Origin of the sequence: Pseudomonas sp. 18175 (genome assembly GCF_050432925.1) — a bacterium.
GTDB lineage: Bacteria > Pseudomonadota > Gammaproteobacteria > Pseudomonadales > Pseudomonadaceae > Aquipseudomonas.
Map to the genome: position 1 here is coordinate 18,602 of NZ_JBKFTO010000023.1, position 14,787 is coordinate 33,388.

General features: G+C 62.4%; 12 protein-coding genes. 9 read left to right on the top strand and 3 right to left on the bottom strand.

What is annotated here, in order from left to right:
- The first annotated feature begins 136 nt into the window (after positions 1–136).
- The 3 genes from ACLD1Y_RS24995 (at position 137) to ACLD1Y_RS25005 (ending at position 5,220) form a co-directional block, all read left to right on the top strand.
- On the top strand, positions 137–1,180 hold the full coding sequence (locus ACLD1Y_RS24995; protein WP_429480435.1) for an LLM class flavin-dependent oxidoreductase: 1,044 nt from the start codon (positions 137–139) through the stop codon (positions 1,178–1,180).
- A gap of 313 nt (positions 1,181–1,493) precedes the next feature.
- Complete coding sequence (locus ACLD1Y_RS25000) at positions 1,494–3,902, top strand: glucose/quinate/shikimate family membrane-bound PQQ-dependent dehydrogenase (protein ID WP_429480436.1); 2,409 nt, start codon at positions 1,494–1,496, stop codon at positions 3,900–3,902.
- Positions 3,903–3,954: 52 nt separating this feature from the next.
- A complete protein-coding gene (locus tag ACLD1Y_RS25005) occupies positions 3,955–5,220 on the top strand; it encodes a carbohydrate porin (RefSeq protein ID WP_429480437.1) in 1,266 nt (421 codons plus the stop codon).
- 6 nt (positions 5,221–5,226) lie between these two features.
- On the opposite strand, the gene rpiB is transcribed toward ACLD1Y_RS25005, so the two are convergent.
- Positions 5,227–5,712, bottom strand: a complete 486-nt coding sequence (gene rpiB, locus ACLD1Y_RS25010) for a ribose 5-phosphate isomerase B (protein WP_429480438.1) — start codon at positions 5,710–5,712, stop codon at positions 5,227–5,229.
- 252 nt (positions 5,713–5,964) lie between these two features.
- Here rpiB and ACLD1Y_RS25015 point away from each other — a divergent pair, with 252 nt between their 5' ends.
- Genes ACLD1Y_RS25015 through dhaL form a run of 5 tightly spaced genes read left to right on the top strand, consistent with a single transcriptional unit; the run spans position 5,965 to position 10,888 of the window.
- Complete coding sequence (locus tag ACLD1Y_RS25015; protein WP_429480439.1) at positions 5,965–7,452, top strand: sugar ABC transporter ATP-binding protein; 1,488 nt, start codon at positions 5,965–5,967, stop codon at positions 7,450–7,452.
- A complete protein-coding gene (locus tag ACLD1Y_RS25020; protein ID WP_135292154.1) occupies positions 7,449–8,426 on the top strand; it encodes an ABC transporter permease in 978 nt (325 codons plus the stop codon). The genes ACLD1Y_RS25015 and ACLD1Y_RS25020 overlap by 4 nt, the downstream gene beginning before the upstream one ends.
- Positions 8,427–8,440: 14 nt before the next feature.
- Positions 8,441–9,199: an SDR family oxidoreductase gene (locus ACLD1Y_RS25025; RefSeq protein ID WP_429480440.1), complete on the top strand. Its 759-nt coding sequence runs from the start codon at positions 8,441–8,443 to the stop codon at positions 9,197–9,199.
- A gap of 36 nt (positions 9,200–9,235) precedes the next feature.
- Positions 9,236–10,237 carry a dihydroxyacetone kinase subunit DhaK gene (locus tag ACLD1Y_RS25030; RefSeq protein WP_429480441.1) on the top strand — a complete coding sequence of 334 codons (1,002 nt, stop codon included), beginning with the start codon at positions 9,236–9,238 and terminating at the stop codon, positions 10,235–10,237.
- Between the two features lie 3 nt (positions 10,238–10,240).
- A complete protein-coding gene (dhaL, locus tag ACLD1Y_RS25035; RefSeq protein ID WP_429480442.1) occupies positions 10,241–10,888 on the top strand; it encodes a dihydroxyacetone kinase subunit DhaL in 648 nt (215 codons plus the stop codon).
- A 158-nt stretch (positions 10,889–11,046) separates the two neighbouring features.
- Here the strand turns inward: dhaL and ACLD1Y_RS25040 are convergent, their stop codons facing one another.
- Together ACLD1Y_RS25040 and ACLD1Y_RS25045 are read right to left on the bottom strand one after the other, a co-directional pair.
- The gene (locus ACLD1Y_RS25040) at positions 11,047–12,024 is read right to left on the bottom strand and encodes a sugar-binding transcriptional regulator (protein ID WP_429480443.1); all 978 of its coding nucleotides are present in this window, start codon (positions 12,022–12,024) and stop codon (positions 11,047–11,049) included.
- A gap of 88 nt (positions 12,025–12,112) precedes the next feature.
- A complete protein-coding gene (locus ACLD1Y_RS25045; protein WP_429480444.1) occupies positions 12,113–13,285 on the bottom strand; it encodes a XylR family transcriptional regulator in 1,173 nt (390 codons plus the stop codon).
- Between the two features lie 139 nt (positions 13,286–13,424).
- On the opposite strand from ACLD1Y_RS25045, the gene xylA reads away from it, so the two are divergent.
- On the top strand, positions 13,425–14,741 hold the full coding sequence (gene xylA, locus ACLD1Y_RS25050) for a xylose isomerase (protein WP_429480445.1): 1,317 nt from the start codon (positions 13,425–13,427) through the stop codon (positions 14,739–14,741).
- Positions 14,742–14,787: the final 46 nt, after the last annotated feature.

Sequence of the window (14,787 nt, forward strand, 5' to 3'; positions counted from 1 at the left end):
TTGCGGATATTTCGTATTATGGTATACCAACAATCAATCCGCCGAACAGCTGTCTTCCAAGGCACGCTCATATTGGCGAGAGCACTTAAGGGCCCGCAGTCGACAGGCCGATCACAATAGATCCGAGGTAAGCGTCATGAAGTTTTCCCTGTTCGTACACATGGAACGTTGGGATGAAAGCGTCAGCCACCGTCAGCTGTTCGAAGACCTGACCGAACTGACCCTGATGGCCGAGGCCGGTGGTTTCAGCACCGTCTGGATTGGTGAACACCACGCCATGGAATACACCATCTCGCCAAGCCCGATGCCGCTGCTGGCTTACCTCGCAGCCAAGACCACCACCATTCACCTGGGCGCCGGCACCATCATCGCGCCGTTCTGGCACCCGTTGCGGGTGGCCGGCGAATGCGCGTTGCTCGACGTGATCAGCAACGGGCGCATGGAAGTCGGCCTGGCCCGTGGCGCCTACCAGGTGGAATTCGACCGCATGGCTGGCGGCATGCCCGCCTCCAGCGGCGGCCAGGCCCTGCGTGAGATGGTGCCGGTGGTGCGCGCACTGTGGAAAGGCGATTACGCCCACGACGGCGACATCTGGAAATTCCCCACCTCCACCAGCGTGCCCAAGCCGATCCAGCAGCCCACCCCGCCGATGTGGATCGCCGCCCGCGACCCGGACTCCCACAACTTTGCAGTAGCCAACGGCTGCAACGTGATGGTCACACCGCTGATGAAGGGCGATGAAGAAGTGCTGGACCTGAAAAACAAATTCCAGGCCGCCCTCGACAACAACCCAGGCGTACCGCGCCCGCAACTGATGGTGCTGCGCCACACCCACGTGCACGCCGAAGATGATCCAGAGGGTTGGAAAGTCGGCGCCAAGGCGATCTCGAAGTTCTATCGCACCTTCGATGCCTGGTTCGGCAACAAGACCGTGCCGGTCAATGGCTTTCTTGAGCCAAGCCCGGAAGAGAAGTTCGCCAGTCGCCCTGAGTTCGAACTGGAAAGCCTGCACAAGACCGCCATGATCGGCACCGCCGCCGAGATCATCCCGCGTATCCAGTACTACCAGGAACTGGGGGTGGATGAATTCAGCTTCTGGTGCGACAACAGCCTGTCCCATGCCGAGAAGAAGAAGTCGTTGGCGCTGTTTATCGAGCAGGTCGTGCCGGCGTTTCGCTAAGAAACACAGCGCAATCCCATTGTTGTAGTGAGCGGGCTTGTCCCGCGCTGGGCTGCGAAGCAGCCCTAATCCAGCCGCCGCATTCTTCCAGACAAAACTCATTGCCTGGTTTTGGGGCCGCTTCGCAGCCCAGCGCGGGGCAAGCCCGCTCACCACAAAGGCAATATCGCGCGCTTGCCCGCCACGCGACATTTAGCCTCAGCCCATCATCGCAGCACCTGTAATAGTCTATTGCAGGACTCTAATGTACTAACTAGTTACTTTACTTGCTAAAATCGCGTCTTTGCCCTCTCACCTTCGAGCATTTATCGATATGAAACGAGCATCGCGCGCCGCTGGCGTCTCTAGATTCATCCTGCTGAGCCTGGGCGTGATCATCGCCCTGCTCGGCGTGGCGCTGGCCGTTGGCGGCGTCAAACTGGTCAGCCTGGGAGGTTCCTGGTACTTCCTGATCGGCGGCGTGGCCATGGCGATTGCCGGCCTGCTGATTGCCTGCCGCAAACCGGCGGGCGCCTGGCTGTTCGCTGCCTTCCTGGTCGGCACGGCCATCTGGGCCGTCGCGGATGTGGGCCTGGTGTTCTGGCCACTGTTCTCGCGCATCTTCATGTTTGCGGCCATCGGCATGGTAGTGGCGCTGGTTTACCCGCTATTGGTGGGCCGGCCTGCACGCGGCGCCTATGGCGTTGCCGCTGTGTTGGCAGTGGGCGTGGCAGTGGCGGCGGGCAATATGTTTGTCGCCCACCCAAGCGTAGCGCCAACCGGCACCGGCCCAGGCATCACGCCGGTGGCTGCGGCCGATGCGCAAAAAGACTGGGCTCACTACGGCAATACCGAAGGTGGCAGCCGCTTTGCTGCGCTGGACCAGATCAACCGCGACACCGTCAACAAGCTCAAAGTGGCGTGGACCTACCACACCGGCGACGTGGCCATCAGCGACGGCAACGGCGCCGAAGACCAGCTCACGCCTCTGCAGATCGGCAATAAAGTGTTCATCTGCACGCCCCACAACAACCTGATCGCCCTCGACGCCGACACCGGCAAAGAGCTGTGGAAAAACGAAGTCAACGCCAAATCGGCGGTGTGGCAGCGTTGCCGTGGCATGGCCTACTTCGACGCCACCGCGCCGATTGCCCAGCCAACCCAACCCAATAGCTCCCCAATCATTGCCGGCACCGTCGCCGCTGGCGCGCAATGCCAGCGTCGCTTGCTGACCAACACCATCGACGCCCGCCTGATCGCCGTAGATGCCGACACCGGCAAGTTCTGCGAAGACTTCGGCACCCACGGCCAAGTGGATTTGAAAGCCGGCCTGGGTAACGTGCCCGACAGCTACTACCAACTGTCCTCCGCCCCGCTGATGGCCGGCACCACCGTGGTCGTTGGCGGCCGCGTCGCTGACAACGTGCAAACCGACATGCCTGGCGGCGTGATCCGTGGTTTCGACGTGATCACCGGCCAAATGCGCTGGGCCTTCGACCCCGGCAACCCGCAAGACAAGAAAGCCCCGGCCGACGGCAGCACCTACGTGCGCAGCACCCCGAACAGCTGGGCGCCGATGTCTTACGACCCGCTGATGAACACCCTGTTCTTGCCGATGGGCAGCTCGTCCACCGACATCTACGGCGTGGAACGCACCCAGCTCAACCACAAATACGGTGCTTCGGTTTTGGCGCTGGACGCCTCCACTGGCGCTGAAAAGTGGGTGTACCAAACCGTCCACAATGACCTGTGGGACTTCGACCTGCCGATGCAGCCAAGCCTGATCGACTTCACCGCACCGGGCACCGACAAAGCTGTGCCTGCGGTGGTAATCGGCACCAAGGCCGGGCAGATCTACGTATTGGACCGCGCCACCGGCAAGCCGCTGACCGAGGTTAAAGAAGTTCCGGTCAAGGCCGCCAACATCCCGAACGAACCGTACTCCCCTACCCAGCCGAAATCCGTGGGCATGCCGCAGATCGGCGCGCAAACCCTGACCGAATCGGACATGTGGGGCGCCACGCCGTACGACCAGTTGCTGTGCCGCATCGACTTCAAAGGCATGCGCTACGACGGCCTGTACACCGCGCCGGGCACCGATAAGTCCCTGAGTTTCCCAGGCTCCCTGGGCGGCATGAACTGGGGCAGCATTTCTACCGACCCGGTGCACGGCTTTATCTTCGTCAACGACATGCGCCTGGGCCTGTGGATCCAGATGGTGCCGTCGCAGAACAAGGCCCAAACCTCGTCCGGCGGTGAAGCACTGAACACCGGCATGGGCGCCGTACCGCTCAAGGGCACGCCGTATGCGGTGAACAAAAACCGCTTCCTGTCGGTGGCCGGTATTCCGTGCCAAGCGCCGCCGTTCGGCACCCTCACCGCGATCGACATGAAGACCCAAAAGGTCGCGTGGCAAGTACCGGTGGGCACCGTTGAAGACACCGGACCGCTGGGCATCCGCATGCACTTGCCGATCAAGATCGGCCTGCCAACCCTGGGCGGCACCCTGTCGACCCAAGGTGGCCTGATCTTTATCGCCGGCACCCAGGACTTCTACCTGCGCGCCTTCAACAGCGCCAACGGTGATGAAATCTGGAAAGCCCGCCTGCCCGTCGGCAGCCAGGGCGGCCCGATGACCTACGTGTCGCCGAAAACCGGCAAGCAGTACGTGGTCATCACCGCAGGCGGCGCCCGCCAGTCCACTGACCGTGGCGACTACGTGATCGCCTACGCCCTGCCATAACCCTCTGTCAGCGCGGTGCCCCCGCACCGCGCTTTTCACTTGGAAGACCCGCATGACCCCCACTTCTCATATCCCCTTTGGGCGCTTGCTGCTGGGCGTAGCCCTGAGCGCTGTCCTGCCCGTGCAAGCCGATGACACCACCCTGACCGGCGACTGGGGCGGCCTGCGCCGCGAGCTGGAAGACACCGGCATCCGCTTCACCGGCGACTACAGCGGCGAAACCGCCTACAACGCCAACGGCGGCCTGCACCGCTCGGCGCGCTACTCGCAAAACCTCAAGCTCGGCGTGCAGTTCGACCTGGGCAAGCTGTATGGCTTCAACAATGGCGACCGCATCCAGCTCACCATCAACGACCGTCGCGGCAACAGCGCCTCCGAGGACTTGGTGGGTAACCGCCTGCCGATCCAGGAAAACTACGGCGGCCTCTACACCCGCCTCACCGAGTTGAGCTACGAGCGCACCCTGTTCACCCCGGCGCTCAACGTGAAGCTCGGCTACATGGCCATGGGCAATGACCTCGGCGGCCTGGACAGCGGCATTCTGTGCAACTTCATGAACGCCGGTTTCTGCGGGCACCCGCTGAACATGTCCGGCGGCAGCGGCTGGACCAACTACCCCAACGCCCGCCTGGGCGCACGGGTCAAATACGACTTCTCGCCTAGCTGGCAGCTGCGGGTGGCGGCGTTCAACGTGGATCCGGACAGCAACGGCGACTCCAGCCGCGCCTGGAAGCTGAGCCCCAAGCACACCACCGGCACCGTGGTGCCCATCGAGCTGGTGTACAAACACGCAGGCCAACTGCCGGGTGAATACAAGCTGGGCTATTACTACGACAGCTCCGACGTCAAACGCATCGGCAGCAATAAGGACGTCAGCGGTCGCAGCGGCCACTACTTGCTGATCGACCAAGCGGTATGGGCGTCGGATTCGTCCGCCGGCCGCGTACTGCACGCCTTCGGCCAATACTCCGTCGCCAGTGAAGCGGCCTCGCCGTTCAGCAAGTGGTATGGCGCAGGCGTGGTGTTGTACAAACCGTTCGAAGGCCGTCCGCGTGACACCCTGGCCCTGGGTTATGGCCGTGCCGTGCCCAACCCGCGCAGCCGTGAGGTACAGGAATTGGCGGCCATCAACGCCGGCAACGACTACCCCAGCCTGAACAACGCCGAGCAACTGATCGAACTCAGCTACGGCTACCAGGCCACCCCTTGGCTGACCCTGCGCCCGGATGTGCAATACATCATCGAGCCGGGGGCGTTTTCCGGTGACAACATCGACAACGCCCTGGTGCTGGGCCTGCAGGTCAAAGCGGTGTTCTGAACCGGCTCACTTGTCGCTAGGCGGCAAGGTCCTGTTCGCCTGTTCGAGCGCAGTAATGCGCTCGACTTTTGCCCCGGAGCGCTCCGCTTCGAACTCCGACGCCAGAAACACCTTGACGATACTCTTGGCCAGCTCGGGCCCGATCACTCGTGCACCAATGGACAGGATCTGTGCATCGTTGCTTTTGCGTGCCCGCTCGGCCGAATACGTGTCATGGGCCTGGGCCGCGCGCACACCTTTGATCTTGTTGGCCGAAATCGCCATGCCGATACCAGTGCCGCAAATCAGCACGCCCAAGCGCTGTTCACCCGCGCCCACCGCCGTGGCCACGGCCACCGCGATGTCCGGGTAGAGCACCGGGCTGGACGAATAACAGCCGAAATCTTCAATCCCATAGCCCAGGCTTTCGATGTAGCCCTTGAGCAGTTCCTTAAGCTCAAAGCCCGCCTCATCGCAGCCAACGGCCACCGAAAACCTTGTTTGCGTCCCCATCACCCTTCCTCCGCCGCCTTTCATGACCGATCAAATGATCACTTACTGAAAATATGCACAAACATTAGCCGATGACAGACACATCGCTGTCAAGGCTTATTTAAAGGGTTATCTGCATAAAAACGGCGAAAGAACGACAACACCCGCTGCCAGACCATTGACAAAATGGGCAGAGGCAGTTTAAACATATGATCACCATCCGATCATATGATCAGATAGACCTAATAAGAAAATCAGCAAGAGGACACACCGATGGCCACGCCATTACTGCTCCAGGCTGAACACGTTTGCAAAGCCTATGCCGGGGTCCCTGCCCTGCGCGACGGGTGCCTCTCCCTGCGGGCCGGCAGCGTACACGCCCTGTGTGGCGGCAACGGCGCGGGCAAATCGACCTTCCTCAGTATCCTGATGGGCATCACCCAGCGTGACGCCGGCACCATTTTGCTCAACGGCCAGCCGGTGCAGTTCGACCGCCCCAGCGCGGCACTTGCCGCCGGGGTGGCGATGATCACCCAAGAGCTGGAACCCATCCCCTACATGACCGTGGCCGAGAACATCTGGCTGGGCCGCGAGCCGCGTCGCGTCGGCTGCATTGTCGACACCAAAGAATTGAACCGGCGCACCCGCGAGCTGCTGCAAAGCCTGGAGTTCGACGTGGACGCCACCAGCCCCATGCACCGCTTGAGCGTGGCGCAGATTCAACTGGTGGAAATCGCCAAGGCCTTCAGCCATGACTGCCAGGTGATGATCATGGACGAACCCACCTCAGCCATCGGCGAACACGAGGCACAAACCCTGTTCAAGGCGATCCGCCGCCTCACCGCCCGTGGCGCGGGCATCATCTATGTGTCCCATCGCCTCAGTGAACTTTCGCAGATTGCCGACGACTACAGCATCTTTCGCGACGGCGCCTTTGTGGAAAGCGGGCGCATGGCCGATATCGACCGCGCCCACCTGGTGCGTGGCATCGTCGGCCAGGAGTTGCAACGCATCGACCATAAAGTCGGCCGCGAATGCGCCGCCACCACCTGCCTGGACGTCAGCGGCCTGAGCCGCGACGGCGAATTCCACGACATCAGCCTGCAACTGCGCCAGGGTGAAATCCTGGGCATCTATGGGCTGATGGGCTCCGGGCGCAGCGAATTCCTCAATTGCCTGTACGGCCTGACCCTGCCGGATGCCGGCAGCGCGACCCTGCAAGGCCAACCGCTGCCGACCGGCACGCCCGCTGCGACGATCCGCGCGGGTATGTCGCTGGTCACCGAAGACCGCAAGGACAGCGGCCTGGTGCTCAGTGGCAGCATCCTCGCCAACATTGCGCTGTCGGCCTACAAGCAGCTGTCGAGCTGGTCGGTGATCAACCCGCGCAAGGAAAACGCCCTGGCCCAGAGCATGGTCAAGCGCTTGCAGATCAAAGTGTCGTCCCTGGACCTGCCGGTGGAATCCATGAGCGGCGGCAACCAGCAAAAAGTGGTGCTCGCCAAATGCCTGTCGACCCAGCCCATCTGCCTGCTGTGCGACGAACCCACCCGGGGCATCGACGAGGGCGCCAAGCAGGAGATTTATCACCTGCTGGACGAGTTCGTGCGGGCCGGGGGCGCGGCCATCGTGGTCTCGTCCGAGGCCCCGGAGCTGCTGCATTTGAGTGACCGTATCGCGGTATTCAAGGGCGGCCGCCTGGTGACCGTCAGCACCGACACCGCCCTTTCCCAGGAAGCCTTGTTGAGTCTTGCCTCATGAACAGTAAAGTCCTAGCCGCCCCCGTCACCGCCGCGCCGCGCAACCGCCTGCGCCTGTCCCTCGACCGCTTCGGCTTGCCGCTGGTGTTTATCCTGCTGTGCCTGGTGATGGCGTTTTCCAGCGAATACTTCATGACCTGGCGCAACTGGATGGACATCCTGCGCCAGACCTCCATCAACGGCATCCTCGCCGTGGGCATGACCTACGTGATCCTGACCAAGGGCATCGACCTGTCGGTGGGTTCGATCCTGGCGTTTGCCGGGCTGTGCAGCGCCTTGGTCGCTACCCAGGGCTATGGCCTGCTGGCGGCGGTGAGCGCGGGGATGTTTGCCGGGGCGATGCTCGGCGTGGTCAACGGCTTTATGGTCGCCAACCTGAGCATCCCTCCCTTTGTCGCCACCCTCGGCATGCTCAGCGTGGCGCGGGGCATGACCTTTATCCTCAACGACGGCAGCCCGGTCACCGACCTGCCGGACACTTTCCTGGCCTTGGGCATCGGCAAGCTCGGCCCCATCGGCGTGCCGATCATTATCTTTGCGGTGGTGGCGCTGATCTTCTGGATGGTGCTGCGCTACACCACCTACGGGCGCTACGTGTACGCGGTGGGCGGCAATGAAAAGAGCGCGCGCACCTCCGGCATCGGCGTGCGCAAGGTGACGTTCTCGGTGTATGTGATTTCCGGGCTGTTGGCGGGCCTTGCAGGCGTGGTGCTGGCGGCGCGCACCACCTCGGCGCTGCCCCAGGCGGGCGTGTCCTATGAGCTGGACGCGATTGCGGCGGTGGTGATCGGCGGCACCAGCCTCTCCGGCGGCACTGGTAGCATTGTCGGCACCTTGTTTGGCGCGCTGCTGATCGGCGTGATCAACAACGGCTTGAACCTGCTCGGGGTGTCTTCGTATTACCAACAAGTGGCCAAGGGGTTGATCATCGTGCTTGCGGTGCTGATCGACGTCTGGCGCAAGAAAAAACGCTAAGTGGAGTGTGTGCAATGTCCAATTTCTGGAACCAGGCGTTCGACCTCACCGGCCGTTGCGCCGTGATCACCGGGGGCGCCGCCGGTATCGGCCTGGCCTGTGCCAATTTGTTGGTGGAGCGTGGCGCCCGAGTGGCCCTGCTGGATCGCGACCCGGCAGTGGTCGAAGTGGCTGCCAGCCTGGGCAGCGGTCATTTAGGGCTGGTGGCCGACCTGCGCCAGCTGGAGTCGGTACAGGCTGCGGTTGATCAAGCCGTCGCCGGGCTCGGGCGCATCGACTACCTGGTCAACAGCGCGGGTGTCGCCCTGCTGGACAAGGCGCTGGAGGTCAGCGAAAGCGCCTGGGACACCACCCTGGATATCAACCTCAAGGCCAGTTTCTTTGTGGCCCAGGCCTGCGCCCGGCACATGATCGAAAGCGGCGGCGGGCGCATCGTCAACCTCGCCTCCCAAGCCGCCGTGATTGGCCTGGACCGCCACGTGGCCTACTGCGCCAGCAAAGCCGCGGTGGTCGGCATGACCAAGGTACTGGCGATGGAATGGGCGCCCTATGGCATCAACGTCAACGCCGTGTCACCGACCATCGTCGAGACCGCCCTGGGCAAGAAAGCCTGGGCCGGTGAGCTGGGGGAACGGGCCAAGTTGCAGATCCCGGTGGGGCGTTTTGCCCAGCCGGAAGAAATTGCTGGCCTGGTGCTGTATCTGGTCAGCGATGCCGCCAAGATGATCACCGGCGAAAACGTGGTGATCGACGGCGGCTACAGCATTCAGTAATCCGATTCCAGACGAATAAGAACAAGGAAACACCCTATGAATCGAGTCATCAATGATCCGGACCTGGTGGTCGAGGACATGCTCGCGGGCATCCTCCTGGCGCACCCGGAACTGGTGCAGTACGAGAGCAATCCACGGGTCATCCGCAAGCGCAACACCTCGCCGCAGGGCCAGGTTGGCATTGTGACCGGTGGCGGCTCGGGCCATGAACCGGCGTTTCTCGGCTATGTCGGCCCAGGCCTGGTGGACGCGGTGGCGGTGGGCGAGATCTTCTCCTCGCCCACCGCCAAAAGTTTCTTCGATGCGTTCCGCGCCGCCGACCAGGGCGCAGGCGTGGCGTGCCTGTACGGCAACTATGCCGGCGACAATATGAACGTGAAGCTGGCGATGAAAATGGCCGCCAGCAAAGACATGACCATCCGCACGGTGGTGGCCAATGATGATGTGGCCTCGGCGCCACCTGCGGATATCGCCAAGCGCCGCGGCGTGGCCGGTGAGATCTTCATGTGGAAAATCGGCGGTGCCGCCGCCGCCCAAGGCTACGACCTCGACGGCGTGATCCGCGTGGCGCAGAAAGCCGTGGACCACTGCCGCTCCATCGGCGTGGGCCTCACCCCCTGCACCATCCCGGCGGTGGGCAAGCCGAACTTCCAGATTGCCGCTGGCCTGATGGAACTGGGCATCGGCCACCATGGCGAGCCGGGCATCGAAGTGGTGCCGGTGGAGTCTGCCGCCGCCATGGCCGAACGCATGCTGGCGCCGATCCTGGCCGACCGTGACTTTACCCAGGACCAAAGCGTGGTGGTGCTGGTCTCGGGCCTGGGCGCCACGCCGGTGATGGAGCTGTATATTTTCTACGCCGAAGTCGAGCGCCAACTGCGCGCCAAAGGCCTGCGTATTCACCGCTGCTATGTGGGCAACTATTTTACGTCCCTGGAAATGATGGGCGTGACCCTCACCCTGCTTGGCCTCGACGCCGAACTGAGCAGCCTGATCGACCAACCTTGCCGCTCCATCGGCATGACCCAGTCGGAGTAGCCCATGAGCGAGCATTTCCCCAGCAACACCGGCAGCGCCATCGTCACCAACCTGGTGTCGATCATCGTCGCCAACCGCGAGTACCTCAGTGAAGTGGACGGCGCCATCGGCGACGGCGACCACGGCATCAACATGGCCAAGGGCTTCTCCCGTTGCGGCAAGACCCTGGAAGGTCGCGAGCTGTCCCTGGCCGAGGCGCTGGACGAACTGACCCTGGCACTGATGGAAGGCATCGGCGGCTCCATGGGGCCGCTCTACGGCAGCCTGTTTATCGGCATGGCGGATGAAGTGCGTGGCCACGACAGCATCGATGCGGCGACCTTCGCCAAACTGCTGCGCGGCGGCCTGACGTCACTGCAGGACATCAGCGATGCAGGGGTGGGCGACAAGTGCCTGATGGACACGTTGATCCCGGCGGTCGAGGCGTTTGAACAGGCCCAGGCGAGCGGCGCGCCATTCAGCGAAGCCTTGCGCCAGATGAAAAGCGCCGCCTCCCAAGGGCGTGATTCCACCCGCGACCTGGTGGCCAAAATCGGCCGCGCCAGCCGCTTGGGGGACCGCTCCCTCGGTGTGCTGGATGCGGGAGCGGTGTCGTGCTGCCTGATCCTCACCAACCTCGCCGAATCGGTCGAGGCGCGGTTGGTGGCGTAGCGGCGCAGGAACCCGAGCACACCTCCAATCCCTGTGGGAGCGGGCTTGCTCGCGAAGGCGGTGGGTCAGTCAAAGATGTTCTAACTGACCCACCGCCTTCGCGAGCAAGCCCGCTCCCACACTTAGCTCTTCGCCTGGCCGGGTAGAGATCTCCAGACCTACCGCCGCGTCGCATCATCCAAAGCGAGGATCGTGTAGGCATTCGACACTGTCGTCGCCAAGGTGTTGATCACCCCCGAGCGCAACGCGCCGAGGGTGGCCGCCGCCTTGGTGTTCTCGCTGGCAATCGCCACTACATCGGGGATGCGCACCAGCTCCTGCACCGTCAAGCCGATCACCCTGCCCTGCATGGTGTTGACCGCCGGCTGGCCGTGGATGTCGATAAAGTCGTAGCCCATCATGTCGCCCACGGTGCCAGACACCCGGGCCTGGGCGATTTCCTGCGGTGAAAACCACCCCATGCGCACCATGTTGCTGTTCTCGCTCATGTCACCGATGCCAATCAGGGCGATATCGGCGCGGCGCGCACGGTCGAGGGTGGAGCGCACGGTGTCGTTGTTGATCAACACACTGCGCAGTTCCGGGTTGGCCACCAGGGCCGGGGCGTAGAGGGTTTCACTTTCGGCGCCGAAACGCAGGGCCAGGCGTCGGCAGATATGGTCGGGGTTCATGTATTCCCCAGCCTTGAGCGAGCCGCCAATCGCGCACACAAAGGTGCAGTTGCGCGTCACCGGCAGGAACACATTCTCGGCCACCGCCCCCACGTTGCGGCCCATGCCCACGGCGACGATCATGCCGTCGCTGAGGGTTTTGTTCAGGTAGTTGGCCACCAGGCTGGCCACGGCCGAGCGCTGGGTGTCGGGGTCACCATGGTCCACCGCGATCAACGCGCGGTCCAGTTGGAAACGCTCTACCAGCGCCTGTTCCAGCTCAGTGTTCAGGGCCGGATGCTGCAACACCCGCACTTCCACCACCCCTTCATCACGGGCGCGCTTGAGCAACCGGCTGACCTTGACCCGGGACAGGTCGAAGCGCTTGGCGATGGCTTCCTGCGTGATGTTGTCGAGGTAATAAAGCATGGCCACTTCGGTCATCAGGTCGATGTCGCTGGCGGCACGCTGGGCACTGTCGGTCATGGGAGCTTCCATTTACGCCACAAAAAACCATTCTCCCTAGTCTGTGCGGTGCAAGTCCAGCAGCGAATGGGCCTGGCCTGTAAAGAGTCTAGTGAGCCTGCTGGTATTGCCGTGGCGTACAGCCGAACTCGCGGCGAAACACCGTGTGCAGGTACTGCGCGGATTTGAAGCCACACTGCTGGGCAATATCGGCAATCGCCATGCGGTTACCCTCCAGGCCTTTGGCGGCGCTGGCCAGTTTGAAGCGCAGTATCTCATCGTGCACGCTGCACCCGCGCTCTTTGCGAAAGTGCGCCTCAAGTGACGAGCGCGACACGCCCACATAGGCCGCCACCTGTGCGGTCTTGATGCCCTGGCAAGCGTATTGGCGGATAAACAGCAGCGCGTGCATCACGTAAGGGTTGCCCAACGGCTGATGCAAACTGGAGGCCTGTACATTGATCGCCTCCGGCGGCACCAGAATCTGCTCACCCGCGCACGGCTTGCCATGCAGCATCTGGTGCAACAACGCAGCCGCCGTGCGGCCCATGGTTTCGGTGCCCTGGATCACCGAGCTGAGCGGCACCCGCGTGAGGGTGCGGGTCAGCGGGTCGTTGTCGATGCCGATCAAGGCCACTTCTTCCGGCACCGCAATGCCAGCGGTGAGACAGGCTTGCAGCAACTGCCGGGCACGGGCGTCGCTGACCGCGATGATGCCGATGGGCTTGGGCAGGCTTTGCAGCCAGGCGATCTGCTGCTCCACCGCGCTGTCCCACAAGGGCGCGCTGGTGCCCAGGCCGCGATACACCTCTACCGGCAAACCATCGCGCAGCATCAAGCTACGAAAGGCTTTTTCCCGCTCCTGAGCCCAGCGATTGGCCTGGGCTTCAGGCAGGCTGAAACAAGCAAAACGGGTCAGCCCGGCTTCAATCAAATGCTCATAGGCCAACGTGATCAACGCGTGGTTATCGGTGGCCACGTAGGGAATGCCCTTCGGATACGCCCGCGCATCGGCATACGAACCACCCACCGCCACCACCGGCACCTTGCTCCCGGCCAGTGCCTCGCCGATCAGCGGGTCATCGAAGTCGGCAATGATGCCGTCGCCCTGCCAACGCTCGATGCCCTTGAGACGGCACAAGAAATCTTCCTCAAGAAACAAGTCCCAGGAAGCACGGGTGCTGCTCAGGTAATTGCCGATGCCGGCGATGATGCCGCGGTCGTAGATCTTGCTGCCGTTGAACAGCAGGGCAATGCGGTGCACGGGCGGTAGGGTTTTCATTGTTTTTATCCTGGAGCCGGTCGCCACAGACTAGACCCCTCCCCTCAAAATCGCACTGTCCTTTGGTGATTTTCATAATTTACCGCCTCACTCCCGTTGCTAGTATCCAGATACCGCCAAGAACAATAAGGAAAACGCCATGCCGTACTTCCCCGGTGTCGAGAAGGTTCGCTTTGAAGGCCCCAACAGCGATGCCCCTCTCGCTTTTCGTCATTACGACGCCAACAAAATCATCCTCGGCAAGCCCATGCGTGAACACCTGCGCATGGCGGCCTGTTATTGGCACACCTTTGTGTGGCCGGGGGCGGATATGTTTGGCGTAGGCACCTTCAAGCGCCCCTGGCAGCGCACCGGCGACCCCATGGAAATGGCCATCGGCAAGGCCGAAGCGGCCTTTGAGTTTTTCTCCAAATTGGGCATCGATTACTACAGCTTCCACGACACCGACGTCGCCCCCGAAGGCAACTCGCTCAAGGAGTACCGCAACCACTTTGCGCAGATGGTCGACCAGTTGGAGCGACATCAGGAACAAACCGGCATCCAGCTGTTGTGGGGCACTGCCAATTGCTTCAGCAACCCGCGCTTTGCCGCCGGCGCTGCCAGTAACCCGGACCCGGAAGTGTTTGCGGTTGCGGCCGCTCAGGTGTTCAGCGCGATGAATGCCACGCTGCGTCTCAAAGGCGCCAACTACGTGTTGTGGGGCGGCCGTGAAGGTTACGAGACCCTGCTCAATACCGACCTCAAGCGCGAGCGCGAACAGCTCGGGCGCTTTATGCGCATGGTGGTGGAACACAAGCACAAGATCGGCTTTACGGGCGACCTGCTGATCGAGCCCAAGCCCCAGGAGCCCACCAAGCACCAATACGATTACGACAGCGCCACGGTGTTCGGCTTCCTGCATGAGTACGGCCTGGAACACGAGATCAAGGTAAATATCGAGGCCAACCACGCCACCCTGGCCGGGCACAGTTTTCATCATGAAATTGCCACCGCCGTGTCCCTGGGGATCTTCGGCAGCATCGACGCCAACCGTGGCGACCCGCAGAACGGCTGGGACACCGACCAGTTCCCCAACAGCGTCGAGGAGATGACCCTGGCCACCTATGAAATCCTCAAGGCTGGCGGTTTCAAGAACGGCGGCTATAACTTTGATTCCAAGGTCCGTCGCCAGAGCCTGGACGAAGTGGACCTGTTCCACGGCCATGTAGAGGCCATGGATGTATTGGCCCTGGCCCTGGAACGCGCGGCGGCCATGGTGCAGAACGACCTGCTGCAGCAGTTCAAGGACCAGCGTTATGCCGGTTGGCAGCAGCCGCTGGGCCAGGCGGTACTGGCAGGCGAGTTCAGCCTGGAGTCGCTGGCTGAACATGCGTTTGCCAATGAGTTGAACCCGCAGGCGGTGAGTGGTCGTCAGGAGATGCTGGAAGGGATCGTCAATCGGTTTATCTATCGGTAACAGTGTGAGAAACCGCTCACTGTGGCGAGGGAGCTTGCTCCCGCTG